Raw genomic sequence first — 26,344 nt, forward strand, 5'->3', positions numbered from 1 at the left:
AACTGGACCTGATCACGCATGATCTTCATACTCACTGGCAAAGGGGTGAGCCAGGCCATGGCGATCCCGACGACCAGTCAGAGTGGACACACACAGGAGTTCAGGTGAAGATCGGGATCCCCCGCGAGGTCAAGAATCACGAGTACCGAGTCGCGTGCACCCCGGCGGGTGTGCGGGAGCTGGTGGCTCGCGGGCACGAGGTGTACATCGAGGCGGGGGCCGGCGTGGGGTCGGCGTTCGAGGACGATGCCTACACCCTCGTCGGCGCGCGGGTGCTGCCGACGGCCGATGAGGTGTGGGGCGTCGCGGACATGGTGCTCAAGGTGAAGGAGCCGGTGGCGGAGGAGTACTCGCGCCTGCGCGAGGGCCAGGTGCTGTTCACCTATCTGCACCTGGCGGCCTCCAAGGAATGCACCGACGCGCTGCTGAGCTCGGGCACCACCTCGATCGCCTACGAGACCGTGACCGGCCGGGACGGCTCGCTACCGCTGCTGGCGCCGATGAGCGAGGTCGCGGGCCGGCTGGCGCCGCAGGCGGGCTCCTACCACCTGATGCGCAGCGGCGGCGGCCGCGGCGTGCTGATGGGCGGCGTGCCGGGCACCCGTCCGGCCAATGTCGTGGTCATCGGCGCGGGCGTGGCGGGCCGCAATGCCGCCGCCATCGCGGTCGGCATGCACGCCGATGTCACCGTGCTGGACCTGAACATCGCCCCGCTGCGCGAGATCGACGCGCAGTACAAGGGCCAGGTGCGCACCATCATCTCCAACGCGCAGGAGGTCGAGAACGCGGTCCGCGAGGCCGACCTCGTGATCGGCGCGGTGCTGGTGCCGGGCGCCAAGGCCCCCAAGCTGGTCTCCAATTCCCTTGTCGCCCAGATGAAGCCGGGTTCGGTGCTGGTCGACATCGCCATCGACCAGGGCGGCTGCTTCGAGGACTCGCACCCCACCACCCACGCCGACCCCACCTACCGCGTCCACAACTCGGTCTTCTACTGCGTCGCCAACATGCCCGGCGCGGTCCCGAACACCTCCACCGTGGCCCTCACCAACGCGACCATGCCCTACGTGGTCGCCCTGGCCGACCGCGGCTGGCGCGCCGCCGTAGACGCCGACCCCGGCCTGGCCGCCGGCCTCAGCACCCACCGCGGCATCCTCCTCAACGAATCCGTAGCCGCCGCCCACGGCTACACCGCCCAATCCCTGACCGCCGCCTGACCCGAGCAGGCCCGGGCCGATACGGCCCGGGCCTCACCCACCTCGGTAGCGCCGAACAATCCGCCGCCGCAGAGCCTTCCGCCTCATGGCATCAAGTTTGCGTGCCTGATCACGATAATTTCCGTCGCTCAGTGCGCCGCACACCTTCCCAGCCGACCTGGTACCTTCCGTGCCCCCCACCGCCTTGGTGCATTGCATCTCCCGATCCGGCTGGACAGGTGATTCTCCTGGCCGATCGGGCCGCCCACCGGCTCGGCGCCTCGCTGTCCCCTCGCTGGTCGCGCCGCTGTCCCCTCGCTGGGTGCGTTGTTGTCTCCCACTGTTGGGTGGGTTGTTGTCTCTCACCGTTGGGTGGGTTGTTGTCTCTCACCGTTGGGTGGGTTGTTGTCTCTCACCGTTGGGTGGGTTGTTGTCTCTCACCGTTGGGTGGGTTGTTGTCTCTCACCGTTGGGTGGGTTGTTGTCTCTCACCGTTGGGTGGGTTGTTGTCTCCCACTGTTGGGTGGGTTGTTGTCTCCCACTGTTGGGTGCGTTGTTGTCTCCCACTGCTGGGTGCCTTGCTGTCCCCACCGCTTGGCGCCTTTCTGTCCTCCGCTCGGCGCGCTACTTGTTTTCCCCCACCGCGAGCGTTAGCGAGCGGTGGGGGATCAACGTAACGACCGAGTCCCAGGTCGTACGTGTTCGAAGATCAGGATCGTCTCCGTTCGGGCGACCGCGGGGTGGGCGCTGAGATGTTCCAGAACGAACAGCCGTAGCTCCTCGGTGTCGGCGGTGGCGACATGAATCAGATAGTCGTCGGCCCCCGCGATGAAGTACACATTGAGGACCTCGTCCAGGGCGGCCAACTGCTCGCCGAATTCGGCCAGATGCGGCCGGGCATTGGCCTGCACGCGCACCGAGATCATCGCCTGCAGGCTGCGCCCGAGCGCCGTCGGATCGATATCGGCGTGGAAGCCGCGGATGACGCCGCGCTCGACCAGCGCTCGCACCCGCCCCAGGCAGGTGGACGGCGCGATGCCCGCCGCGGCGGCCAGCGCATTGTTGGTCATCCGCCCGTCGCGGGCCAGCTCGTCGAGCAGGATTCGGTCGACCTCGTCGAGCGGCACGGAGTTGTCGGTCTTTCGCACCTGTTCACGGTACCGAACGAAATTCGGCCCGCAGGCCGACCGGAGAACGATCTTCGACCGTCAGGGCACGACCTCGAACACATCGCCGGGATTGACGTAGTCGTAGAACGCCTTCGCGCCCTCCGGCGTCATCCGGATGCAGCCGTGCGACTTCTCCTCGATGGGCCCGATGTGGGTGGCGATGTCGCCGTTGAAGAAGATCGCGTAGCGCATCTCCGCGTTGTGCATCGTGCTCCAGTGATATTCCTTCTTGAAGTCCGCGTGGAAGACGCCGGGCGGCGTCTCGTAGCCGGGGCGGCCGTGCGAGATGGGCGTGGGACCGAAGACCACCCGGCCGTGATCCATGAGCCAGCCCTCGTTGGTCGACAGCCGCAGGCAGGCCCGGGCCGCGGCGGAGCAGGGCGCACCGGCCGGAATCGGACTCGGAACGGCGGCGGGGATGCCGGGAAGTTCGGGCCCGCCGGGCCACAGCGGATCGGCCTGGGCGGGCGCCGCCAGCACCAGACCGGCCGAGGCGATGCCGACACAGATCGCGGTCCGGGCCATCCTGCCGAGAACGCGGATATCCCTCATAGCCAGCCTCTCTACCCGGGCTCGCGACCACATCGCCACGAGCGCTGTCATCGGATCGAGCATGAGACCACGTGGTGCCGATGTGATCATGAACGACGGTAGCGCGGCAATCAATGCGGCACGCGGTAATTCGGGTTCCCGGCCGAGAGCACGCCGGGATGACGAGGAGGGCGACGCCGGGATGACGGGAATGGCTGGCTATGGCACCGCCGGAGACCCGCCCGCGGCGACGGGTAGTCCCGCGGATTTCCAGGCGCGGAAGCCGCCGATGAGGTCTGTGGCGTGGGGTAGGCCGAGGCGTTGGGCGTCGGCGGCGGCGAGGCTCGAGGCGTAGCCCTCGTTGCAGACGATGATGACCGTGGTGTCGGCGGTGAGTCCGGTCAGCCGATGGTCTCCGGCCGGATCCAGCCGCCATTCCAGCACGATGCGCTCCATGATCACCGATCCCGGGATCTCTCCCTCGGCGACCCGATCGGCCTGTGGTCGAATATCGACCACCACCGCCCCCTCGGCCTGCAACTCCGCGGCCCGCTCGGGGCCGACCCGCACCAGTCGCGAGCGTGCACCGGCCAAGAGCTCGTCTACCGCGGTCATGTCGCCACCGTACCGATATGCGGCGTGCTCATACGCCCGCGAAATCGGTGAGGGCGCGGTATTCGCGGACCGGGCGCAGGGGTGGGGAGTAGGCGTGGACGGAGGCGGCGGGGTGGGTGGTGTTGTTGGTGAGTTGGTGGGCGCGTTCGGGGCCGAAGGCGACGGTGTCGCCGGTTTTCCAGTGGGCGGTGCGGAGGGGGCCGCCGGCGTGCGTGTACTGCTCGTCGAGTTCGCCGATGGAGACGGTGAACGCGCCGCAGGCGCCGCCGTGGTCGTGCGGTTCGGTGCCCTGGCCGGGCGCCCACGACAGCAGCCACACCTCCACGCCCATGGTCAGCGCGATCCGGGTCCACCACCGCTGGCGGGTGTCGAAGCGCACGATGTCCAGCAGCGGCGTCGCCAGCTCCGCCGCCACCGCGCCGGTCAGTTCGTGGAGTTCGGTGGGGGACCACAGCGTTCGCTCGGCGCGGACCACCTCGTGTAACAGCGGCACGTCCAGCGCGGGATGAATATCCTTGGCGTGCTTCAGATTCATCGGCAGCGATGTGGTCAAGCTCTGCTCCTGGACTCCGTGGTGCGGGCGGGTGCGTCCGGCGGCCGCGAGGCGGCGCACTCCGCATTGTCCGTCACCGCGGTCCGGTTGCAATCGGCCACGATCAGCGTGAGTAAAACTGCCCCTGGGAAGGCGGGGCAAGGATTGGATTCGGGTCGACAAGGATTGGATTCAGGCCGATCCGGAGTACAGACAAACCCGACACCGCGGCCTAGCGTCACCGAGGCTGCTTTCTCGGATGTAAAGGATTCCCGATGTTGTTCGCCCGCAACGTCCGTCGCCGACGATCCCTGGTGTCGGCCGCCCTGCTCACGTGTGCGTTGCTGGCGAGCGCCTGCGGCGGTTCCGATCCCGGCGACGAGGTCCGCACCGTGAACGGGCAGAGCTTCGATCTGTCGCCGCAGCAGCCGGGCCGGGTGCGCGGCGAGAAGGTCGACGCGATCGCGGCCGAAGTGCCGCAGGCCATCCGCGACCGGGGCACGCTCATTGTCACCGGCACCGGGAATGCCAGTCCGCCGCTGCGCTTCTACGCCAGCGACGACCGCACCTCCATCGGCTCCGACGTCGATTTCGCCTCGTTGATCGCCGACACCCTCGGCCTGAAACTCGAACTGCGCGCGGCGGATTGGGCGCAAAACTTCGTGTCCGTGGACTCCGGCGCGGTGGACGCGTTCATCTCCAATGTGACCGTGACCGAGGAGCGCAAGCAGAAGTACGACTTCGCCACCTACCGGCTCGACACCATCGCGCTGGAGGTCCCGAAGGATTCGACCTGGACCTACACCGATCGAAAGTCGCTGGCGGGTAAGCGAATCGGCGTCGGCAGCGGCACCAACCAGGAGCAGCTGCTGGTGCGCTGGAACGAGCAGAACGCGGCCGAGGGCCTGCCGAAGATCGATATCGCCTACTACCAGCAGACCACCGACTACTACCTGGCGCTGGCCGCGCACCGCATCGACGGCTTCCTCGGCCCGAATCCGGTGGCCGTCTACCACGTCGCCACCGCGGGCCAGTCGAAGATCGTCGCCACCTTCTCCGGCGCGGGCGACGCGTTGCAGGCCGAGATCGCGGTGCTGACCCGCAAGGACAACGGGCTCGTCGGCCCGCTGCACGACGCGCTGCAATACACCATCGAGCACGGCACCTATCGAAAGGTACTGGAGCGCTGGGGATTACAGAGCGAGGCCGTCGAGCGATCGCGGATCAACCCGCCCGGTCTGCCGAAGCAGGCGTGAGCATGAAACGATCCGTGGCCCTGTTCGGTGCGGTGACCGCCGCCCTGACCCTCGCGGCCTGCGGCGCCGATGCCGGTTCCGGCGACGCCGCCGGGCCGCCGCGCCCGGGCGGCACGCTGCGCTACGGGCTCTCGATCGCCCCCACCTGTTCGGATCCGGCCCAGGCGGGCACCAACCAAACCCTGTACGTCACACGGCAGATCGTCGATTCGCTGACCGATCAGGACCCGGCGACGGGCGCGATCGTGCCGTGGCTGGCGCAGAGCTGGCAGGTGAGCCCGGACGCGAAGACCTTCACCTTCCGGCTGCGGCCGGGCGTGAGCTTCAGCGACGGCACCCCGCTCACCGCGACCTCGGTGCAGAAGAACTTCGACGCCATCGTGCACACCCTCACCGGGGCGAAGGCGCCGCTGGCGGCCAGCTACCTGGCCGGGTACACCGGCACCACCGTGCTGGACCCGCTCACCGCGCGGGTGGACTTCGATCGGCCCAATGCCCAGTTCCTGCAGGCCGTTTCGACGCCGCAGCTGGGTCTGCTGGCGGATGCGACCACCGCGAAACCGGCCGATCGGCGCTGCCTCGGCGACGACATCGGCAGCGGCCCGTTCACCTACGCCGAGTACCGGCAGGGGGCCTCGGTCACGCTCGCCAAGCGGCCCGGATATGCCTGGGGCTCCGCGGCTTTCGGCCATCACGGCGAGGCGTATCTGGACCGCATCGACTTCCGGGTGGTGCCCGAGTCGGGCGTGCGGGCGGGCAGCCTCGGCTCGGGCCAGCTGGATGCCGTCAGTGATGCGCTGCCGCAGGACATTCCGCAGATCGAGGCCGCGGGCGGCAAGGTCGCGACCACCTCGAATCCCGGTGTGCCGTTCGGGATTCAGCCGAATCTGACCCGGGGTCCGCTGCGCGATCCGGCGGTGCGGGCCGCACTGCTGCCCGCTATCGACCGCAGGGAGCTCGTGGATACCGTGCTCGGCCCGCAGTTCCGGGCCGCCACCGGCTCACTTGCCTCGAAAACACCTGCCTACGTGGATCTTTCGGCGAGTCTGGGCTACGACGCCGATGCCGCGCGCCGACAGCTCGACCGGGCGGGCTGGGTGCCCGGCGGCGACGGCATCCGGGTGAAGGACGGCGCCCGGCTGTCGTTCGGCCTGACCTTCAACCACGCCTTCGCGGGTAATCAGGCCATCCTGGAGCTGGTGCAGCAGCAGCTGCGCAAGGTCGGCGTCGACCTGCGGCTGGACCCGGTCCCCGACGCCGAATACACCGCCCGGGAGAACAGCCACGACTACGACGCCCTCTACTACAACATCACCCGCGCCGACGGCGACATCCTCCGCACCACCTTCGGCCTCGAGGGCCGCAACGGCAATGTCCGCGGCCCGATCCCGGACCTGGACGAGGCCCTGGCCGGTGAGCTGCGCACCGTCGACCCGGCGGCCCGCGCGCGGCTCCTCGACCGCGCCCAGCGCCTGGTCCTCGACAACGGCCTGTGGATCCCGACCATCGAGCTGTCACAGGCCATCGGTGTGGCCCCGACGGTGTCGGACATCAAGTTCGAGGCATCGGCGAGGCTACAGTTCTTCGATACGTGGTTGCACCGGAGCTGAGCCACGGTCCTGGAACAGACAGGGGGAGTTGGTCCGAATGCCGAACGCCACCGCCGCGGGGTCCCGGCCGGGCATGAAGGCCCGCAACGTCGTGCTGGTGGTCGCCACCGCGGCCGTCGCGGTGAACCTGCGCCCCGGCATCACCACCGTCGGCCCCGAACTCGACACGGTCACACGGCATTTCGGTGCGGGTTCGGCGGCGGGTGGGGTCATCACCGCGCTGCCGGTGATCGCCTTCGCCGTGGTGAGTCTGGCGACACCGGCGCTGCTGGCGCGAATCTCGGTGCGCGCGGGGTTGTATGCCGCGCTGGCGATCATCGCGGTGAGCCTGGCGGTGCGGCCGTGGGGTGGCCTGCCGCTGTTCGTGCTCGCCACCTTCGTCTCCGCGATCGGCATCGGACTGCTGTCGGCGCTGCTGCCGGTGGTGGTCCGCTCCTCCGGTAGTACCGGGGTGCTGGTCACCACCTTCACCACGGCCCTACAGGCCGGGGCCGCACTGGGATTCGCCGCGATCGTCCCGCTGTCGAATGCCGTGCACAGCTGGCAGTGGGGGCTGACGTTCTGGGCTCTCCTTGCGCCGATCGGGATGTTCGCGCTATGGGCGGCTCCGGGGGCAGCGACCGCGCAGTCGCCATCGGCCCTGCCCGAACGCGCGACCGTCAACCCCTTCACCATCCTGCGCCGCACCCGAACCATCTGGCTCGCAGTGTTTTTCGGACTGCAGGCACTGGTCGCCTTCGTGGTGATCGGCTGGCTGCCCTCGATCCTCGTGGACGACGCCGGTGTCGGCCCGCAGTCCGCGGGCGGCTATCTCGGCCTCATGACCTGCCTGGGCGTCCCGATCAGCCTGATCGTGCCGCCGTTCGTGGCACGCTCGGCTCACCCGGCGCGCTGGCTGGCGGGTTTCAGCGCGTGCACCGTGCTCGGCGTGCTCGCCCTCCTGGTGGCGCCCCGGGCCGCGCCGCTGCTGTGGGTGCTCGTCCTCGGCGTCGGCCTGTCGGTGTTCTCGCTGGTGCTCACCGTGCTCACGGTGCGGGCGAGCACGGCGGAACAGGCTGCGGGACTGTCGAGTTCGGTCCAGGGCGTCGGCTACCTCGTCGCCGCCGTCGGCCCGTATGCGATCGGCCTGTTCCGGCACCTCGGCGCCGGATGGGCGCTACCGCTGGGCGCGCTGCTCGCCATCGCGGTTCTCCAGCTCGTGGCCGCCTTCGCCATCGGCCGCGGCCGGGGCGCGTAATCCGGCCAGCGCCACCGCGATCAGGCGTTCGGCGGCGTCGGGCGCGGTCTCGCAGGCGACGCCGATGCCGTGCCCCATCCGCAGCACATCGCGCGGCACCAGGTCGGCGCGGATCTCCCCGGCCTCCTGGGCCGCCGTGACCAGCGCGGTGACGGCATCGCCGATCAGCTTCGAGCACAGCGTGAAGGTCTCGGACTCGCGATCGATCACGGCCTTCAGGGTGATCGCGAGACTTCGCTTGTCCATGGCGTAGTCGACCTGCGCGCGGAACCACTGCTCCAATGCCGCACCGGGAGGCAGGGTTTCGAGGAGATCGTAGGCGTGCTGTGCCAGCTTCTCGAGATTGGCGCGGTACACCGCCTCGATCAGCGCGTCGCGCTGCGGGAAGTGTCGGTACAGCGTGCCGGGGCCGACGCAGGCGCGGCGCGCGATGTCGTCCAACGGCGCGCCCGGGCCGTGCTCGGCGAACGCCTCCCGGGCGCACTCGATGATGCGCTCGTAGTTTCGGCGCGCGTCGGCGCGCATCGGCCGTCCCGTAGGCGGTGCGTCCACGAACCCTCCACTGGAAAACGGATGGACTCTCCGATTACTCTTGCGTAAACGGAGATCTTCTCCATATGCTAGCTCCCATCGAAGCGGAGAGTGTCTCCGTTTGGTTCCGATTCGATGGAGCGTTCTTGACTACCACCACGCTTACCGCACCACCGCGGGTCGGCACGGGCTCGCGTCCCTTTCGGCCCGGCGTCGTCCTGACGACCCTGCTGACCTGCCAGTTGATGATCATCCTCGACGTCACGGTGATGAATGTGGCGCTGCCGCACATCCGCACCGACCTGCACTTCAGCGCCACCGGCCTGTCCTGGGTGATGAACGCCTACACCCTGGTGTTCGGCGGATTGCTGCTGCTCGGCGGGCGTGCCGGTGACCTGTTCGGTCGGCGGCGGATGTTCATCGCGGGCATTGCCCTGTTCACGCTGGCCTCGCTGGCCGGTGGCCTCGCCACCTCGGCGGCCTGGCTGCTCGCCGCGCGGGTGCTGCAGGGTATCGGCGGCGCCATGGCCGGTCCGAACACCCTGGCCCTGCTGACCACGACGTTCGGCGACCCCAAGGCCCGGTTGCGGGTGCTGGCGCTGTTCTCCGGCATGTCCAGCGCCGGTTTCGCGATCGGCCTGATCGTCGGCGGGCTGCTCACCCAGTGGCTGAGCTGGCGCTCGGTGCTGTGGATCAATGTGCCGTTCGGCGTCGTGGCGGCCACGCTGGCGCTGCGGTACCTGCCGAATCCCGAGCGGCGCCCGGCGCGGCTGGATCTGCCGGGCGCGGTGACCGCGACGGCCGCCGTCGCCAGCCTGGTGTACGGCTTCATCAGCGCCGGCGCGAACGGCTGGGGCACCGAGACGACGGTGCTCTCGCTGGCCGCGGGAGTCCTGCTGCTGGCGGGCTTTCTGGCGATCGAGCTGCGCGCCGATCAGCCCCTGTTGCCGCTGCACCTGTTCACCGACCGCAATCGCGCCGCCGCCTACGCCAATATGTTCCTGGGCCCGATGGCAGGCATGTCGATGTTCTTCTTCCTCACCCTGTACCTACAGGAGGTGCGCGGAATGAGCGCACTGGCAACGGGTTTCGCCTTCCTGCCGACCGCCGTGCTGATGTTCGCCATGGTGCGGCTGATTCCCCGGCTGCTGCCGCGCCTGGGGCCCAAGCCGGTGACGGTCACCGGCACGCTGGCGATGGTCGCGGGGCTGACGCTGCTGACCCGATTGTCCACCGACAGCGGCTATTTCCCGCTGCTGTTCGTGGCCATGGTGCTCATGGGCTTCGGTATCGGGCTGGCGTTCTCGCCCCTCAACGTGATCATCATGCAGAACGTGGAGGCGAGCGAGGCGGGCGCGGCGGGCGGCGCGCTGCAGACCGTGCAGCAGACCGGCGGGGCCCTGGGCCTGGCCGTCCTGATGACGATCTTCGGCACGGCCACCCGCTCGGCGGTCGGTTCCGCCCAGCACGTCCTGGTCTCCGGCATCACCAGCGCGCTGGCGGCGGCCGCAGGCATCGCACTGCTCGCCTTCCTGGTCGCCCTCACCTTCCGCAGCCGCCGGATCGCCTGAGCGCCTGTCCGGCACGGGAATTCGGCGAATCAGGCCACCTCGAGGCCCGGAGTCAATGCGATCGCCTCGAGTTGGGCGAACGACAGCGCTACGGCCTCGCCGGTGGAACTGATCCGGATCCACGAACCCGAGGCGTGGGTAACCGTCACTTCCCGTTCGGTCTCCGTGGTCGTGGACTCCTTTTCCCGGACGGATACCCCACCCGGCAGTTGCCGGGTGGGTCCGTGTTGCCACTCCGAATCGTCGTCCGCGCCCGGCTCGTTCGTGCCGACCGTGATCGCCAGACGTGAGCGACCCTGCGCACCGGTCGCCCGGACCACCTCACACAGCCCACCACCACCGCTGCCGCCGGGGCGCAGGCTGCCGAGTGATCGGTCGAGCGTGAGTCCGTCGAGCGGGACCTGCGCCAGTACCGCGTTCAGCCGGGCGGCCGTGTCCTGGTCGTGGTTCTTGCTCTTCTTCTTGCCGAATTCGAGCGTCGCGAACAGGCAGGATTCGGGTGGCTCCGGCGTCATGGGCGGAACCGGCGTGGTGACCCGCAGCCCCGGTGTCGCGGTAGCCATGGTGACCAGCTCATCGATGGTGAACGGCACCGCGCTGCTGTGGCCGCGATCCACGGCGTCATTGGCGTCGACATCGACGACGGTGCCGTCGGGCAGGTACGCGCGGACGCTGCGGGTACGGGTACGCACCTTGTGGAATTCGTACCAGCTGTCCCGGGTGTCGGCGAGACCGCCGTCGGCGAGGTGTCGACGTTCGTCCAGCGCTCCGGCCACACACGGTGGAACGGGGTCGCTCGACTGCCGCACGGTGACCCGTAGCGAACCCGAACGATCGCCGCGGATCACGGTTCCTTCCGCAGTGGTAAGACCGTCGAGCGGGGTCGGCTTGCCCGGATCCGTCTTCGGTATGGGCTGGAACACCAAGGATTGCTCTACCGAGGCGAAGCCGATCTCGACGCCGCCCGGTAGGGCATCCCGCAGTGCCTGTGTCATCGCCCCGGCTTTGGCGCCGGAAAACCAGGGATAGGCCGGATTGTCGTAGGAGAACGAACGAAGAGTGACCACGCCGGTCAATCCCCCCTTGCGAGGCGGTTCGACCGTGGCACACCCCGGAATCGCCACGGGGTAGCTCACCGGCGGTTCGACATAGGCGTAGCCGGAAGACGGCTCCGGCTCCGATTTGTGCACAAACCAGGCGCCGAGCACCCCGGCCGCCACAATCGCCACACAGATCAACCCGACGGTCCACCCGCCGCCCACCCGCGACGCCCCCCGCCCCGTACCGGCGTCCTGCGCCTCCGGCTTCTCATCACCTGCACCCACAACATCCACCCCGTCGACCCGAACAATAGTAATGACCATACAGCGCAGGCTGGTTCGGCACCTTCGGCCGCGAGTACGGCGTCAGCGCTGACGCCGACAATCCGCTGCTCGCCGTCGATCTCTGGCGGCCCTAGCTCGCGCCGACATGCGATGCGGTTCGGGACTTTTCGGCGGAGTCGGCCATGGCGGGGGTCGGCGCGTGCGATGCTGAGGTGGGTGGGGCTACCGCGTGTCGCACCGTCGCGCGAGTCGTCGGCTCGAGCGGGTGGGAAGGAGTCCGTTATGCCGCAGAGCGGTGGTTCGAGCGAATCTCGGTACAGGCGTGGAGGATTGGCGGTCGTCCTGGCCGGGCTGCTGGTGGCCGCCGTGTCGATGACGGCCCCGCGGGCTCGCGCGGAGTGGACGCCGGAGCAGCTGGCGGGGCAGCGGGTGGTGTACTCGTACAGGGGACTGACGCCGCCGCCGTCGCTGCTGGACGCCATCCGGGGCGGGCGGGCCGCCGGGGTGATCTTCTTCGGGGAGAACATCTCCGACCCCGAGCAGATCGCCGGGGTGGTCGCGCAGCTGCGAGAAGCGCAGGCGCAGAGCCCGATTCGCCAGCCGCTGCTGCTGATGACCGACCAGGAGGGCGGGCTGGTGCGGCGGCTGCCGGGGGAGCCGACGCTGTCGGAGAAACAGGTCGGCAGCGCGCCCGATCCGGTGGCCGCGGCGGTCGCCGCGGGCGTCGGCGCGGGCAACAACCTGCGCGGGGTGGGGATGAACGTGAATCTCGCTCCGGTACTGGACGTTTTCGACACACCCGGGAACTTCATCGACGGCCCGCAGCGCTCCTACAGCAGCGACCCCGCCGAGGCCGCCGCGCTGGGCGCGTCGTTCATCGTCGCCCAGCAGACCACCGGCGTCGCCGCCACCGCCAAACACTTTCCGGGACTGGGCAAGGCGCCCGCCGGTCAGAACACCGACCTGGGCCCGGTCACCCTCCCGGTGAGCCTCCCGACCCTGCGCGCGGTCGACGAGCTGCCCTACCCGGCGGCCGTGACCGCCGGGGTGAAGCTGATCATGGTCTCCTGGGCCACCTATCCCGCGCTCGACCCGGACCATCCCGCGGGCCTGTCACCCACGATCGTCGGACAGGAACTGCGGGGCCACAACGGTTTCCAGGGCGTCACCATCACCGACGCCCTCGAGGCCGGATCACTCGACGCCTTCGGCACCACGGGCCAGCGCGCCGTTGCCGCGGCGGCCGCGGGCATGGACCTCATCCTGTGTTCCGCGCGCGACACCACCCAGGGTGACGACGCCACCGCGGCCCTCGCCGCCGCCTACACCGACGGCCGACTCGACCGAGCCGCATTCTCCACCGCCGTCGACCGCATCACCGCCCTGCGCGCCGGACTGTCCTGAGCGGGCACCGCGAGAACCGCCACGAGCCCGCGATGGTCGGCCCCGGGGGTGCGGATCGTCGCGGAGGAGACGGGAGCGAGACCGCGGGTCAGGATGTGATCGGGTCCCACCACGGGAAGGGCTGCGGGCCAGGTGAATTGCGCTCCCGAGGTGCGAATGTCCCGATAACCCGGGGCGAATCCGGCCCAGTGGCGGTCGGTGCCGGTGGTATTGAAGTCGCCGAGAACGACAATGCGGCGGGCCGGATCGGACGCGAGTTCGCGAGACAGGGTACGCAGGCCACCGTTACGGTCGGCGGTGTCGCCGAGGCGAATCGATGGCAGATGCACCACGTAGACGACCAGATCGCCGGTGGGAGTGGCGACATGGGTGCGCAGGCCGCGCCGCCACCCGGCACCGACATCGGCGACGCTGGTGCCGGAGAGCGGATAGCGGCTCCACAGCGCGACGGTGCCCTCGGCGGCGTGGTACGGATGCGTGACGGACATAATTTCGGCGGCCGACTCCCGGTTGCCCGACGAACATTCCTGGAGCGCAATGAGATCGGCCCCGGTAGCGACCAGCGAGCGGACGGCGGCGGAGGGTGAGTCGTTGCCCGCGTACATGTTCTGCGTCACCACCGTGAGCCGGTCGGCCGCCGCGACATTCGAACCCGTTCCGGCCCACCAGGACCCGAACAGATACGCCCACGCCAGCAGCGGAATCACGGCCGCGACGGCACCGATACGGGAGCGGCAGGCGAACGCCGCCAGGACCAGCACGGGTATCCCGACGCCCAACCAGGGTGCCGCGCAGTCGAGTACGGTGCCCAAGCCGAGGATATCGGGCACCCGGTCATGCTCGAGCAGCAGCAGCGTGAGCAGCAGCGCCGCGCCCGGCAGCGCCAGATCCGCGCCGGTCGCGCGGCGGGTACGCACGATCACCGGGCCGCCCCGGGGCACAGGCGGCGAGGCGCATGGTCGCCCGGCAGCGTGGCATCCACGCACCCCGCGGGCAGATCCCCATAGGGCCGGGAGCCGAAATTCGCCGTCACGGTGAGCGTATGATCGCCGAAGACGGTGCGCTGCACCAGATGATCGTCGGTGAGCCACTCGAATCCGGTCATCGGCAGCGTGCCCGCCGCCTGGTGCAGCGGCGCGAAGAACCGTTGCAGCCGGGCGATCTCGCCGCCCCGCTCGGCAATGGTGGCGCGATCGAGCACGAAATTCAGCGGCGTATTGTTCAGGATCGCGGTGAGCGCCCGCATGGTCTGCTGCTCGGGCAGCTTGCCGTAGGACAGCTCCCAGCGGTCCGCCGAGATCATCGAATCGTGTAATGCCGTCTCCAGCAGCGGAATTCGATACGCAGGATCGAACATCGCCCGGGCGAGGTTCGCCGGGAGCCGCACCGGCTGGAAGAATATCTTCGGCGCCGCCTGCGGCGCGTACCCGCCCCAGGCGGCCTTGTCGCGCTCCAGCGGCCACAGCGCGCCGCTCACCGGCGTCTGCGACCCGTGACTGAACGCCAGCACCGAAGCCGCCCACGCCCCGGCCGATTCCGATCCGAGCACCAGGCGCCGGTCCTGCGCGATCCACCGCATGCGGTCGAGCCGGTTCCGCCGGTCCTGCTCCTGGTTCATGGGGTGGGCCGGGCTGTAGTCGTCGAAGAATTCGCCCGCCGCATCGACATCGAGGAAATAGCTGTCGGCCCCGTTCGCGGTCACGGCCGCCAGCCGATCCCGATACAGCGCCGGATTCCGTGCCAGCACTTGCGAACTCAGGTAGCAGCCGCGCCCGTGGAATCCGGACTCCGGCGAGCCGTCCTGCCGCTGCACGCACCCCCGCGGCCACACATCGCCCGGCCAGCGCGAGGACGGATTGTCGGCCGTGGCCGGATCCTGCGCGTTGTCGTACGAATCATACGGTCCCACAAGGTAACCGGCATCGTGCGCGGCCGAGACCGCCGCCGCGGACATGGGGTGGTCGTCGGAGTCGTAGCCCAGCCACATCCGGCTCACCCCCGACTCGCGCAGCTGCCGCACGGCCTGCTCCGACCGCCCGTCGCCGAACAGATAGGCGTGAAAAGCCCCGAGCAGCGTCCCGATTCGCGGATTCTCCCGAATCTTGTCCGCCAGCGACCGCAGCGCGCCGTGCTCGAGCAGCCACCGGCGGTAGTCCCGGGCGGGCGCCACCGGCGAGGCGTCGGTGAGCGCGAACAGCACCGTGTACAGCCGGGTGCCCGCCCGGGCGTCGAAGCGATGTTCCGCCCGCGCCCGCAGCCTGCCCGCCGCGGACGACACCGTCAGCGTGCCGCCGATATCGGTCGGCACCAGGTAGCTCACGCCCCGATCGCCGAGTTGATAACCCCACAGCGGCATGGTCAGCCCGGAGGTCAGCCCCATCGGGTTGTCCACCAGCGCGGCATCGGCGGAGTTCCAGAACGGATCGGTCACCGGAAGCGACAGGCCCTCGCCGCGGGGGAGCTCCAGCGCCCGCGCCGCCGGATCGCCACCGGTCACCGGCCACACCATCGAGCCGTCCCGCAGGCTGCGCACCTCGATTTGTAGCCGCCCGCGCACCTGCGCCGCCGTCACGGTCCACTGCCGGTCGGGATAGCTCCAGGTCGCCGCCCCGCCCTCGACCCGGATCGGCCCGGCCGGACCCAGCGCGGTCGCCGCCGGGGCCGACAGCTCCGATCCGGCCGCGGTCACCCGCAGGGTCGTGGCGTCCACCTCGGCCGTGCCGCCATCGATCGGGATCGCCACCCGATTGCCCGTGACCCGGACGGCGGCGGCCCGGCTCCGATGCGTGCTCAGTATCGCGGACACGCCCACGGCCAGACACACCACGAGCGCCACGACCACGGGACCGATGCGGCGAAATCTCATACGCCACAGATTTGCGGCCGCCGATGAGAATCGGATGAAAAACGTATCATCGGCGATCGTGCGGGTATTGGTGGTCGACGACGAAGCCGCGGTCCGCGATGCGCTGGTGCGCGCCATGGACAGCGAGGGATACCAGACCCGCGCGGTCGGCGACGGGGCCGCCGCGCTGGCCGAGATCGGGCGCTGGCAGCCCGAGGTGGTGGTGCTGGACGTGCTCATGCCGTTCATGGACGGCCTCACGGCCTGCCGCCACCTCCGTGCCCGCGGCGACCGCACCCCCATCCTCATGCTCACCGCCCGAGACGCCGTCGCCGACCGGGTGGACGGGCTCGACGCGGGCGCCGACGACTATCTGGTCAAGCCGTTCGACCTGGACGAACTGCTCGCCCGGGTGCGCGCCCTGGTGCGCCGCACCTATCCCGACGACGGGGCGCCGCTGTCCAGCGCGGACCTGACCATGGACACCGCCGCCCACCGGGTGTACCGCGGCGATCGCGAGATCGAGCTCACCCGAACGGAATTCGCGCTCCTCGAGATCCTGCTGCGCAACGGCGGCCAGGCCCTGCCGCGCGAACTGCTGATCGAACGGGTGTGGGGCCGTGAGCTCGGGCCGTCGTCGAATTCGCTGGAGGTCTACGTCCGCTACCTGCGCCGCAAACTGGAAACCGGCGACGAGCCACGGCTGATCCACACCGTGCGCGGCGTCGGCTACCGGCTCGGGCCGTCGTGAGGCCGCGCACGCTGCGCGCCCGGATCGCCCTCGCCTTCATCGCCGCCATGGTGCTGGCGCTGGCCGGAATGGGCCTGGCCGCCTACGTCGTGGTGTCGCATCAGCTGAGCAGCGCCCTCGATACCGGCCTGCGCCGGGAGGCGACCCGAATAGCCCGCCAGTTCGACGTACAGCCCGACGTGGCAACGATTTCCGGCCCCTGCCGCTACCTGGCCGCGCCCAGCTGCGTGCAGGTGGTCGACACCGACGGCCGCATCGAATCCGAGCGCGATCCGCGCGACACCCTGCCGGTGGACGCCGAAACCCGCGCGGTGGCAACGGGATCGCACGCCTCCTACTTCAGCGACGCCAGCCTCGACGGCCTCCGGATGCGGATCTACACCACCCAGCTGCGGCCGGGCGCCGCGGTGCAGGTCGGGCAGCGCGCCGATCAGGTCGACACCGGTATCCGGCGAACGGGTTTCGCGCTGCTGGCCGCCGCCATCGCGGGCACCGCGCTGGCCGTCGGCGTCGGGCTGCTGGTGGCGCGCCGCGCGCTCGCCCCCGTCACCGCCCTGACCCGCGCCGCCGAACAGGTTGCGGGCACCCGTGATCCGCGCCGCCACATCGCGGTGACCGGCTCGGCCGAACTGGCGGGACTGGCCCGCAGCTTCAACGCCATGCTCGACGAGCTCGACCAGGCGCTCACGGCCGAGCGCGATTCCCGTGCGGCGCAACAGCGCCTGGTCGCCGACGCCTCCCACGAGCTGCGCACGCCGCTCACCGTGCTGCGCACCAATCTCGATCTGCTGGGCCGCGCCGATCGCCTCACCCCCGAGCAGCTGGCCGCCACCTCCGACGCCCTGAAGGTCCCGGTCGAGGAGCTGTCCGGCCTGGTCTCGGACCTGATCGAGCTGGCCCGGGCCGACGATCCGCAGGCCACGGGCGAACCGTTCGAGGACGTGCGCCTGGACGCGGTGGTGACCGACCGGGTGGCCGTCGCCCGAAAGCATTGGCCCGCAGCAGCATTCGTGACCAACCTGGAGGCCACCACCGTATCCGGGGCGCCCGGCCGCCTGTCCCGGGCCGTCACCAACCTCCTCGACAACGCCGCCAAATTCAGCCCGCCCGGCGCGATCGTCCGCGTCGACCTGCACAACCGCGTCCTGACCGTCCGCGACCACGGCCCCGGCATCGCCCCCGCCGACCTCCCGCACGTCTTCGACCGCTTCTACCGCGCCACCACCGCCCGCGGCAAGCCCGGCCACGGGCTGGGCCTCGCCATCGTCGCCCAGGTGGCGGCGCTGCACCACGCCCGCGTCACGGTCGAATCCGTGCCCGGCAGGGGTGCGGTGTTCCGGCTGGAGTTCCCCGCCGGCGAATGAACGACAGAGCGGGGGCAACCTCGGAAGAGATTGCCCCCGTTCGCATTTACGCCGTGGCGGGTCAGGCCGAGGCGACCAGCCGGGCCGCGTTCGCGGTCTCGTCGTCGAGCGCCTCGTTGGCGGCCAGCTCGGCCGCCACACGGTCGCGGTAGCGGGTGACCTCGCGCTCGGTGGTGGCCTCGTCCCAGCCCAGATGCGGCGCGATCAGGCGGGCGATCTCCGGGGCCGCCGCCACGCCGCGGTCGGCCAGTTCGATGGACATCCGGGTGCGGCGGGTCAGGATGTCGTCGAGGTGCAGCGCGCCCTCGTGGGTGACCGCGTAGACGACCTCGGCGGCGAGGGTGTCCGCCGCGCCCGGCAGCGCGGCCCGCAGCTCCGGGTTGCGCGCGATCAGCTCGAACAGGTCGTGGATGGCCGAGCCGTAGCGGCCCAGCAGGCGCTGCACCGTCGCGACCGGCAGATCGGCGTCCTTGGCCACCGCGGCCGCATCGGCCAGCAGCTCGTGGTAGCCGACCGCGCCCAGCAGCGGCAGGTGCTCGGTCACCGACGGGGCGACCGCGCGGCCCAGCCCCTGCACCGCGGCGTCCACCACGTCCGCCGCCATCACGCGGTAGGTGGTGTACTTACCGCCCGCGATCACGAACAGGCCCGGAACCGGTTCGGCCACGGCGTGTTCGCGCGACAGCTTGGTGGTGTCGCTCGAGGACGCGCCCGACAGCAGCGGCCGCAGGCCCGCGTAGGTGCCGACGATGTCGGCCTCGGTGAGCGGCTCGCGCAGCAGCGCGTTCACGTGATCGAGGATGTAGCGGATATCGGCGGCGCTGGCCGACGGGTGATCCTTGTCCAGCGACCAGTCGGTGTCGGTGGTGCCGATGATCCAGTGCCGCCCCCACGGGATCACGAACAGCACACTCTTCTCGGTGCGCATCATCAGACCGGTGTCCAGGTCCAGCCGCTCGCGCGGCACCAGGATGTGCACGCCCTTGGAAGTCCGCACGTGGAACGGGAATTCGACGCCGGTCAGCTTGTTCATCTCGTCGGTCCACACGCCGGTCGCGCTGATCACCCGGCGGGCGCGCACGGTGTACTCGCGGCCGGTCTCCAGATCGGTGACGTAGGCGCCGATCACGCGCTGTCCCGCGCGCAGCAGCCCGGTCACCTTGGTCCGGGTCAGCACGGTGGCGCCGTGCTGGGCGGCGGTGCGGGCGATCGTCATGGTGTGGCGGGCGTCGTCGACCTGCCCGTCGAACAGGCGGATGGCGCCGGTCATCGCGTCCGGACGCAGCGCGGGCGCCAATTCCAGTGCGCGCGTGCGGGACAGGTGCCGGTGCATCGGCACCGCGCCCGCGCCGCCCATGGTGTCGTAGAGGGCGACGCCGGCGCCGATGTAGGGGCGCTCCCAGCGGTGCTGCAGCGGGAACAGGAACGAGATGGGGTGCACCAGATGCGGGGCCAGCTTGCGCAGCAGCAGCTTTCGCTCCTTGAGCGCCTCGCGCACCAGCCAGAAGTCGAGCTGCTCGAGGTAGCGCAGCCCGCCGTGGATCAGCTTGCTGGAGCGGCTCGAGGTGCCGGCCGCGAAATCCCGTGCCTCGACCAGGGTTACCGACAGGCCGCGGGCGGCGGCGTCGAGCGCGGATCCCGCGCCGACCACGCCGCCACCGATGACCAGAACATCGATCTCGGTGTCACCCAACGAGTTCAGTGCAGCCGCCCGGTAGGCGGCATCCAGACGTGCGGTCACAGCGAATTCTCCTTGATATCAGTGAAACTCAGTCGTCGTCTTCATCGATCCAGTCGAGGGTGCGCGCGACCGCCTTCTTCCAGCGGGCGTAGCCGCGCTCGCGCTGCCGCTCGGCCAGAGCCGGCTCCCAGCGCTTGTCCTCGGCCCAGTTCGCCTCGAGTTCATCGGTACTCGCCCAGAACCCGACGGCCAGGCCCGCGGCGTAGGCGGCGCCGAGCGCGGTGGTCTCCGAGACCACCGGCCGCGACACCGGAACGCCGAGGAAATCGGCCTGCAGCTGCATACACAGCTCGTTGGCGGTCACCCCGCCGTCCACGCGCAGCACGTCGAGCTTCACGCCCGAATCGGCCTGCATGGCCTCGACCACGTCGCGGGTCTGGTAGCAGATCGATTCGAGGGTGGCCCGCGCCAGATGCGCGTTGGTGCTGTAGCGCGACAGGCCCACGATCACCCCGCGCGCATCCGAACGCCAGTACGGCGCGAACAATCCCGAGAACGCGGGCACGAAGTACACCCCGCCGTTGTCGGAAGCCTGCCGTGCCAGCGACTCGCTCTGTGCCGCACCGGAAATGATGCCGAGCTGGTCGCGCAGCCACTGCACGGCCGACCCGGTCACCGCGATGGAACCCTCCAGCGCGTACACCGGCGCGTCGTCGCCGAACTTGTAGGCGACGGTGGTCAGCAGGCCGTGCTGTGAGCGCACGATCTCGGTACCGGTGTTGAGCAGCAGGAAGTTTCCGGTGCCGTAGGTGTTCTTGGCCGCGCCGGGCCGGAAGCACACCTGGCCGACCGTCGCGGCCTGCTGATCGCCCAGCACACCGGCCAGCGGCACCTCGCCGCCGAACGGTCCGTCGACGCGGGTCGTGCCGAACAGTCCCGGATTCGACGAGGGTGCGATGGTGGGCAGCATCGCGCGCGGAATCCCGAACAGCGACAGCAGCTCGTCGTCCCAGTCGCAGGTCTCCAGGTTCATCAGCATGGTGCGGCTGGCGTTGGTCGGATCGGTGACGTGCACGCCGCCGTCCGCCCCGCCGGTCAGATTCCACAGCAGCCAGGTGTCGGTGGTACCGAAGATGGCATCGCCGCGCGCGGCGTCCTCGGCGACACCGGGCACGTTGTCCAGGATCCAGCGCAGCTTGCCGCCGGAGAAGTAGGTGGCCGGGGGCAGACCGGCCTTGCGCCGGATGATCTCACCGTGCCCGGCGCGCTCCAGCTCCGCGGCGATGCGGTCGGTGCGGGTGTCCTGCCAGACGATGGCGTTGCAGTACGGCCGCCCGGTGTGGCGGTTCCACACCACGGTGGTCTCGCGCTGGTTGGTGACGCCGACCGCGACCAGATCCTCGGCGCTCAGATTCGCCTTGGTGAGGGTGGTCTGCACGACCGAGCGGGTGCGCTCCCAGATCTCGGTCGGGTTGTGCTCCACCCAGCCCGCGCGCGGCAGGATCTGCTCGTGCTCGAGCTGGTGGCGGGCGATCTCGGCGCCGTTGTGGTCGAACACCATGAAGCGCGTGCTGGTGGTGCCCTGGTCGATGGCTCCGACGTAGCGAGTCATCGGACATCCTTTCGGAGTTCTGAAAATTATTGGGGGAAAAAGTAATTCAGAAGACGAACTGGGAGACCAGACCGGCCAGCGCGCCGCCGGCCAGCGGACCGAGCACGGGCACCCAGGAATAGGACCAGTCGGAGTTCTTACCGGCGCCCATCGGCAGCAGCGCGTGCGCGATGCGCGGACCCAGGTCGCGGGCGGGGTTGATGGCATAGCCGGTCGGCCCGCCCAGCGAGGCGCCGATGCCGAGCACCAGCAGCGCCGCGGCGACCGGGCCCAGCCCGGTCGGGGTGTGGCCGAAGCTCACGATCACGAACACCAGCACGAACGTCGCGGCCACCTCGGTCAGGAAATTCCAACCGTAGGAACGGATCTCGGGGCCGGTGGAGAAGACCCCCAGCTTCTTTCCGGCATCGCTCTCCGCGGCGAAGTGCTGCCGATAGGCGAGGAAGGCGATCGCCGCGCCGAGGATCGCGCCGACCATCTGGCCGCCGATATAGGCCACCGTGTTGCCGAATGTGACCGGGATGCCGGGCGCGTACTCGTGCGCGCCGCTGGTCCAGATGCCGATCGTGACCGCGGGATTGAGGTGGCCGCCGGTCTTGTAGGCGACATACACACCGGACATCACGCCGATGCCCCATCCGAAATTGATCAGGAGCCAGCCGCCGTCGAAACCCTTGGTCTTAGCCAGCAACACGTTAGCGACCACGCCGACGCCGAGCAGGATCAGCACTCCCGTGCCGAATGCCTCGCTCACGAAGATCGAGCCGAAGTTCACCGTTGAGCCTCCGTCTACCTTTGACGACCATCGAACCAGTCGTCCTCCCGCCGACGTTACGAGCAGGATGCACAACCGGACATAGGACGCGTTCGACATTGTCGAACGTACGGAGTGGAGCGGGACCGCGCGCACCGCTACTGTCCCATGTCCGAGAAGGTAGTGTGATGTGCGTCATAGCGTGTTGCCGGGTGGTCGCCCGAAGTTCGACATTGTCGAATGAATGGCCGGTAGGTTGTTTCCCATGCCGGGCCCGATCCAATCCATCGAACGCGCGGCGGCGGTGCTGCGGCTGCTCGCCCGCGGCCCGGGTCGCCTCGGCGTCGCCGAGATCGCCGGTGCGCTCGGCCTGCCCAAACCCACCGTGCACGGCATCCTGCGGACGCTGCACGGGGTCGGCTTCGTGGACCAGGACCCGGCCACCGGCAAGTACCGGCTCGGCACCGCGCTGCTGGACCTGGGCGCGGGCTACGTCGACACCAACGAGCTGCGGTCGCGGGCGATCAACTGGGCCGACGCGCTCGCCGCGCGAACCGGGGAATCGGTGCGGATCGCGGCCCGGGTGGACGAGCATGTGGTGGTGATCCACCACGTGTTCCGGCCCGACAACAGCGAACAGGAACTCGCGGTGGGCGAGCAGCTGCCGCCGCACGCGACGGCGCTGGGCAAGGTGCTGCTCGCCTACGACACCGATCTGGCGGCCCGGGTGCGCGCCCGCGAACCGGCCCCGCTGACCCGCCGCACCATCACCGACCGGGCCGTGCTCGGCCGGGTCCTGGCCGAGGTGCGCCAGCACGGATGGGCCGGGGACGCGGGCGAATTCCGGCCCGGCGAGGCCGGGATCGCGGCGCCGATCCGCGCGCACGGCGGCCTGGTCGTCGGCGCCCTCGGCATCACCGGCCCGCTCGACCGGCTCTGCGACACCCAGCTGCGGCCGCGGCCCGTGCTGGTCGGCCGGGTGCGCGACGCCGCCCGCGCGGTATCGCGGGATCTCGGTGCCGGGCAGCGGCTTTCGACCGGCCACTGGACAGAAAGCGATCGGGGATGACGCAACGCTACGTGTTGGCCATCGATCAGGGCACCACGTCGACGCGGTGCATCCTGTTCGATCAGCGGGCCCGCCTGGCCGGTGTGGCCCAGCGCGAACACCACCAGTACTACCCGCGGCCCGGCTGGGTCGAACAGGACGCCGCCGAGATCTGGCGCAATCTGGAACGGATCCTGCCGCGGGCGCTCAACGAATCGGGGATCACCGCGGACGAGGTCGCGGCCCTGGGCATCGCGAATCAGCGCGAGACCACCGTGGTGTGGGACCGGCGCACCGGCGTGCCGATCGGGCGGGCGATCGTCTGGCAGGACACCCGCACCGAGGATCTGGTGCGCGAGTTCGAGTCCGCCCCGGGCGCGGACCGCATCCGGCAGCTGTGCGGCCTGCCGCTGGCCACCTACTTCGCCGCCCCGCGGCTGCGCTGGCTGCTCGACGCCAACCCCGGGCTGCGCGAGCGCGCCGAACGCGGCGAGGTGCTGTTCGGCACCATGGAGACCTGGCTGATCTGGAACCTCACCGGCGGCGTCGACGGCGGCCTGCACGTCACCGACGTCACCAATGCCAGCCGCACGCTGCTGATGAACCTGGCGACGCTGTCCTGGGACGGGGAACTGTTGCGGTTCTTCGGAATTCCCGCGGCCATGCTGCCCCGCATCCAGCCCTCCACCGCCTCCTACGGCGCCACCACCCGGGTGGTGCCGGGGATGCGGATCGCCGCCGCCCTCGGCGATCAGCACGCCGCGCTGTTCGGCCAGACCTGTTTCGCGCGCGGGGAAACCAAGTGCACCTACGGCACCGGCGGCTTCCTCATGATGAACACCGGGAGTGAGCTGGTGCAGTCCGAGCACGGCCTGCTGACCACCATCGGCTATCAGATCGACCGGGAGCCGGTCTACGCGCTGGAGGGGCCGATCGCGGTCACCGGCTCGCTGGTGCAGTGGATCCGGGACAACATCGGCCTGGTGGCCAGCGCCCCCGAGATCGAAACCCTCGCGCGCACAGTGGAAGACAACGGCGGCTGCTATATCGTTCCGGCCTTCTCCGGCTTGTACGCGCCGCACTGGCGCAGCGACGCGCGTGGCGTGGTGGTCGGGCTGACCTCCTACATCACCAAGGGGCATCTGGCCCGCGCCGTGCTCGAGGCCACCGCGTGGCAGACCCGCGACGTGGTCGACGCGATGAACGCGGACTCCGGCCTGCAGGCCCGCTCGCTGCGCGTCGACGGCGGGATGACCTCGGACAACCTGCTGATGCAGATCGTGTCCGACGTGCTCGACATCCCGGTGCTGCGGCCGTTCGTCTCCGAGACCGTCTCCCTCGGCGCCGCCTACGCGGCCGGGCTGGCGGTCGGTTACTGGCCGGATCTGGAAGGGCTGCGCCGCAATTGGCGCGTGGCGGCGCAGTGGTTACCGCGGATGGATCCGGGGTATCGCGCCGACGAGTACGAGAACTGGTCGCGGGCGGTGCAATTGAGCTTCGGCTGGCTCCGGGCGCGCCGGGGGTCCGGCGCTCAGACGCGGGCGTAGCTGCGGAACAGGTAGGTGTTCTCGCCGTTGTCGGACTGTTTGACGCCGGTGGTGAAGGCCATCACGAAATCGCCGGAGATCTCGGGCGCGTAGACGTCGCCGTCGGTGGGCGGGCCGATCTCGGTCGTCGCGATCACCGTCGCGAATTCCATTGCCTCGCGGAAGATCTCGGCGCCGCCGATGACCCACACCTCGTCGGGGTCGGTGATCGACAGGGCCTCGGCGACCGAGCCCGCGCGCTCGGCGCCCGGCGCGAACCACTCCGGATCGTGGGTGACGACGACGGTGCGGCGGCCGGGCAGCGCCCGCGCCTGCTCGTCGAGCGCGTCCCAGGTGCCGCGGCCCATCACCACGGTGTGGCCGCCGGTGACGGTATCGAAATGCGCCAGGTCCTCCGGTACTCGCCAGGGGATCCGGCCGTGCGCGGCGATCACACGATCGGATGTCTGCGACCAGACCAACCCGATCGTCCGCTTCCTCGTTTCGGTCGTGGACGAGTTCACCAGGCCCAGGGTAGTAGATAGATAGCTGCGCTAACTATCTCGGTGAGCGGTGTCACAGGTAATAACTCACCGTGTGCGGGGTCATAGCCGGTCGTCGCGCGCATGCCCCGAAATTCGGTGGCGCGGGGATGTCGCCCCCGTCTGTCATTGTTTCGGTGGCAGGCAGTGCGGGTTCGGAGGACAGATGACGCGGCGGGGTTGGGTGCTGTTTCTGGCGATGGGCGTCATCTGGGGGGTGCCGTACGCCATGATCCGGATCGCGGTGCGCGACTTCGATCCCGTGGTGGTGGCGTTCGGGCGCACGGCGATCGGCTCGCTGCTGCTGTTGCCGGTCGCGCTGTTCACCCGGGCCCTGCTGCCGGTGCTGCGGCGGTGGTGGTGGCTGCTGGCCTACACGCTCGTCGAGATCTCCGGGCCGTGGCTGCTGCTCGGGCACGCCGAGACCAGGCTGAACAGCTCCACCACCGGTCTGCTGCTGGCCGCGGTCCCGCTGGTGGCCCTGGTGCTGGTGACCGCGCTCGGGCACGACCGGTTCGACGCGCGCCGGGTGCTCGGCCTGGTCGTCGGGCTGATCGGCGTCGGCACGCTGGTCGGCCTGGACATCGATGTGTCCGATCTCGGCGCGCTGGGCGCGGTCGGCCTCACGGTGATCGGCTACGCCACCGGCCCGATCATCATCAACCGCAAGCTGGCCGACCTGCCCTCGATGGGCGTGGTCACCGGGTCGCTGGTGTTCGCCACGATCATCTACGCGCCCTTCGCGGCCTGGCGCTGGCCGGAGCGGTTCACCGCGCCCGCGAGCTGGTCGGTGCTGGGCCTGGCGGTGATCTGCACGGCGACGGCGTTCCTGGTGTTCTTCGCGCTGATCGGCGAGGTCGGCCCGGCCCGGGCCACGGTCATCACCTACATCAACCCGGTGGTGGCCCTGCTGATCGGCGTGAGCCTGCTCGGCGAACCGCTGACCGCCGGCATGGCGATCGGCTTCCCGCTGGTGATCGCCGGGTCGATCGTGGGGACCGTCCGCGCTCGCGCTGCCCGCGAACCCGAGCCCGCCGGTTCCGCGGGCTGACCGGCCGAATCCGAGGCTTCCTCATATTTGCCGAACCGCGCCAAAGGGTGAAATCGGACGTCGGTGAGCAAGGTCACGGAAATAACTCGGGACGGCGAATTCCCGGCCCCGTTTTTCCGAATGGAAGCATGTCGAACTGGGGATTTACCGCTCGTTTACGAGCACCGTCAGACCGTAGTCAACCCATCAATAGCTAC

23 protein-coding genes are annotated in these 26,344 nt (G+C 69.8%); 11 read left to right on the top strand and 12 right to left on the bottom strand.

The features are described from left to right. The first annotated feature begins 104 nt into the window (after window positions 1–104). Window positions 105–1,214: an alanine dehydrogenase gene (gene ald, locus HPY32_RS28780; protein ID WP_067577465.1), complete on the top strand. Its 1,110-nt coding sequence runs from the start codon at window positions 105–107 to the stop codon at window positions 1,212–1,214. 646 nt (window positions 1,215–1,860) lie between these two features. Here ald and HPY32_RS28785 read toward each other — a convergent pair. The 4 genes from HPY32_RS28785 to HPY32_RS28800 all read right to left on the bottom strand — a co-directional run bounded on the left by HPY32_RS28785 (window position 1,861) and on the right by HPY32_RS28800 (window position 4,060). Further along, a complete protein-coding gene (locus HPY32_RS28785; RefSeq protein ID WP_067577467.1) occupies window positions 1,861–2,340 on the bottom strand; it encodes an Lrp/AsnC family transcriptional regulator in 480 nt (159 codons plus the stop codon). A 60-nt stretch (window positions 2,341–2,400) separates the two neighbouring features. Continuing rightward, on the bottom strand, window positions 2,401–2,913 hold the full coding sequence (locus tag HPY32_RS28790; RefSeq protein ID WP_231951274.1) for a L,D-transpeptidase: 513 nt from the start codon (window positions 2,911–2,913) through the stop codon (window positions 2,401–2,403). Between the two features lie 198 nt (window positions 2,914–3,111). Continuing rightward, a complete protein-coding gene (locus tag HPY32_RS28795; protein ID WP_067577469.1) occupies window positions 3,112–3,507 on the bottom strand; it encodes a rhodanese-like domain-containing protein in 396 nt (131 codons plus the stop codon). Between the two features lie 28 nt (window positions 3,508–3,535). Further along, on the bottom strand, window positions 3,536–4,060 hold the full coding sequence (locus HPY32_RS28800; protein WP_067584212.1) for a cysteine dioxygenase: 525 nt from the start codon (window positions 4,058–4,060) through the stop codon (window positions 3,536–3,538). Between the two features lie 254 nt (window positions 4,061–4,314). Here HPY32_RS28800 and HPY32_RS28805 point away from each other — a divergent pair, with 254 nt between their 5' ends. Genes HPY32_RS28805 through HPY32_RS28815 form a run of 3 tightly spaced genes read left to right on the top strand, consistent with a single transcriptional unit; the run spans window position 4,315 to window position 8,142 of the window. After that, entirely contained in the window at window positions 4,315–5,295 is a 981-nt protein-coding gene (locus HPY32_RS28805) for an ABC transporter substrate-binding protein (protein ID WP_067577472.1), read from the top strand. A 2-nt stretch (window positions 5,296–5,297) separates the two neighbouring features. Continuing rightward, window positions 5,298–6,905, top strand: coding sequence for an ABC transporter substrate-binding protein (locus HPY32_RS28810; RefSeq protein ID WP_082870489.1), 1,608 nt, complete (start codon window positions 5,298–5,300; stop codon window positions 6,903–6,905). Between the two features lie 37 nt (window positions 6,906–6,942). Further along, window positions 6,943–8,142, top strand: coding sequence for an MFS transporter (locus HPY32_RS28815; protein WP_082870490.1), 1,200 nt, complete (start codon window positions 6,943–6,945; stop codon window positions 8,140–8,142). Here HPY32_RS28815 and HPY32_RS28820 read toward each other — a convergent pair. After that, complete coding sequence (locus HPY32_RS28820; protein WP_231951275.1) at window positions 8,062–8,694, bottom strand: TetR/AcrR family transcriptional regulator; 633 nt, start codon at window positions 8,692–8,694, stop codon at window positions 8,062–8,064. The genes HPY32_RS28815 and HPY32_RS28820 overlap by 81 nt on opposite strands. 125 nt (window positions 8,695–8,819) lie before the next feature. Between HPY32_RS28820 and HPY32_RS28825 the strand changes: the two genes are divergently transcribed. Next, window positions 8,820–10,244, top strand: a complete 1,425-nt coding sequence (locus HPY32_RS28825; protein ID WP_231951276.1) for an MFS transporter — start codon at window positions 8,820–8,822, stop codon at window positions 10,242–10,244. A 29-nt stretch (window positions 10,245–10,273) separates the two neighbouring features. On the opposite strand, the gene HPY32_RS28830 is transcribed toward HPY32_RS28825, so the two are convergent. Next, entirely contained in the window at window positions 10,274–11,569 is a 1,296-nt protein-coding gene (locus HPY32_RS28830; RefSeq protein ID WP_231951277.1) for a hypothetical protein, read from the bottom strand. Window positions 11,570–11,851: 282 nt separating this feature from the next. Here HPY32_RS28830 and HPY32_RS28835 point away from each other — a divergent pair, with 282 nt between their 5' ends. Next, the gene (locus tag HPY32_RS28835) at window positions 11,852–12,973 is read left to right on the top strand and encodes a glycoside hydrolase family 3 N-terminal domain-containing protein (protein WP_067577480.1); all 1,122 of its coding nucleotides are present in this window, start codon (window positions 11,852–11,854) and stop codon (window positions 12,971–12,973) included. Here HPY32_RS28835 and HPY32_RS28840 read toward each other — a convergent pair. After that, entirely contained in the window at window positions 12,892–13,896 is a 1,005-nt protein-coding gene (locus tag HPY32_RS28840; RefSeq protein WP_156673800.1) for an endonuclease/exonuclease/phosphatase family protein, read from the bottom strand. The genes HPY32_RS28835 and HPY32_RS28840 overlap by 82 nt on opposite strands. Beyond that, a complete protein-coding gene (locus HPY32_RS28845) occupies window positions 13,893–15,839 on the bottom strand; it encodes a glycoside hydrolase (RefSeq protein WP_067584217.1) in 1,947 nt (648 codons plus the stop codon). The genes HPY32_RS28840 and HPY32_RS28845 overlap by 4 nt, the downstream gene beginning before the upstream one ends. A gap of 58 nt (window positions 15,840–15,897) precedes the next feature. Here HPY32_RS28845 and HPY32_RS28850 point away from each other — a divergent pair, with 58 nt between their 5' ends. Both HPY32_RS28850 and HPY32_RS28855 read left to right on the top strand, forming a co-directional pair. After that, window positions 15,898–16,569 carry a response regulator transcription factor gene (locus HPY32_RS28850; protein ID WP_067577483.1) on the top strand — a complete coding sequence of 224 codons (672 nt, stop codon included), beginning with the start codon at window positions 15,898–15,900 and terminating at the stop codon, window positions 16,567–16,569. Then, window positions 16,566–17,933, top strand: coding sequence for a HAMP domain-containing sensor histidine kinase (locus HPY32_RS28855; RefSeq protein WP_231951278.1), 1,368 nt, complete (start codon window positions 16,566–16,568; stop codon window positions 17,931–17,933). The genes HPY32_RS28850 and HPY32_RS28855 overlap by 4 nt, the downstream gene beginning before the upstream one ends. A 61-nt stretch (window positions 17,934–17,994) precedes the next feature. Here the strand turns inward: HPY32_RS28855 and HPY32_RS28860 are convergent, their stop codons facing one another. Genes HPY32_RS28860 through HPY32_RS28870 form a run of 3 tightly spaced genes read right to left on the bottom strand, consistent with a single transcriptional unit; the run spans window position 17,995 to window position 22,001 of the window. Further along, the gene (locus tag HPY32_RS28860; RefSeq protein WP_067577485.1) at window positions 17,995–19,674 is read right to left on the bottom strand and encodes a glycerol-3-phosphate dehydrogenase/oxidase; all 1,680 of its coding nucleotides are present in this window, start codon (window positions 19,672–19,674) and stop codon (window positions 17,995–17,997) included. Between the two features lie 28 nt (window positions 19,675–19,702). After that, window positions 19,703–21,226: a glycerol kinase GlpK gene (glpK, locus tag HPY32_RS28865; RefSeq protein ID WP_067577487.1), complete on the bottom strand. Its 1,524-nt coding sequence runs from the start codon at window positions 21,224–21,226 to the stop codon at window positions 19,703–19,705. 46 nt (window positions 21,227–21,272) lie between these two features. Next, complete coding sequence (locus tag HPY32_RS28870; RefSeq protein ID WP_067577489.1) at window positions 21,273–22,001, bottom strand: MIP/aquaporin family protein; 729 nt, start codon at window positions 21,999–22,001, stop codon at window positions 21,273–21,275. A 244-nt stretch (window positions 22,002–22,245) separates the two neighbouring features. Here HPY32_RS28870 and HPY32_RS28875 point away from each other — a divergent pair, with 244 nt between their 5' ends. Continuing rightward, window positions 22,246–23,049, top strand: coding sequence for an IclR family transcriptional regulator (locus tag HPY32_RS28875; protein ID WP_067577491.1), 804 nt, complete (start codon window positions 22,246–22,248; stop codon window positions 23,047–23,049). Then, complete coding sequence (gene glpK / locus HPY32_RS28880; RefSeq protein ID WP_067577493.1) at window positions 23,046–24,575, top strand: glycerol kinase GlpK; 1,530 nt, start codon at window positions 23,046–23,048, stop codon at window positions 24,573–24,575. The genes HPY32_RS28875 and glpK (HPY32_RS28880) overlap by 4 nt, the downstream gene beginning before the upstream one ends. Here glpK (HPY32_RS28880) and HPY32_RS28885 read toward each other — a convergent pair. Next, window positions 24,560–25,078 carry a dihydrofolate reductase gene (locus tag HPY32_RS28885; RefSeq protein WP_067577495.1) on the bottom strand — a complete coding sequence of 173 codons (519 nt, stop codon included), beginning with the start codon at window positions 25,076–25,078 and terminating at the stop codon, window positions 24,560–24,562. The genes glpK (HPY32_RS28880) and HPY32_RS28885 overlap by 16 nt on opposite strands. 184 nt (window positions 25,079–25,262) lie before the next feature. Between HPY32_RS28885 and HPY32_RS28890 the strand changes: the two genes are divergently transcribed. Then, window positions 25,263–26,147, top strand: a complete 885-nt coding sequence (locus tag HPY32_RS28890) for a DMT family transporter (RefSeq protein WP_067577498.1) — start codon at window positions 25,263–25,265, stop codon at window positions 26,145–26,147. Window positions 26,148–26,344: the final 197 nt, after the last annotated feature.

The sequence above is a fragment of the Nocardia terpenica genome, from assembly GCF_013186535.1.
Lineage (GTDB): Bacteria > Actinomycetota > Actinomycetes > Mycobacteriales > Mycobacteriaceae > Nocardia > Nocardia terpenica.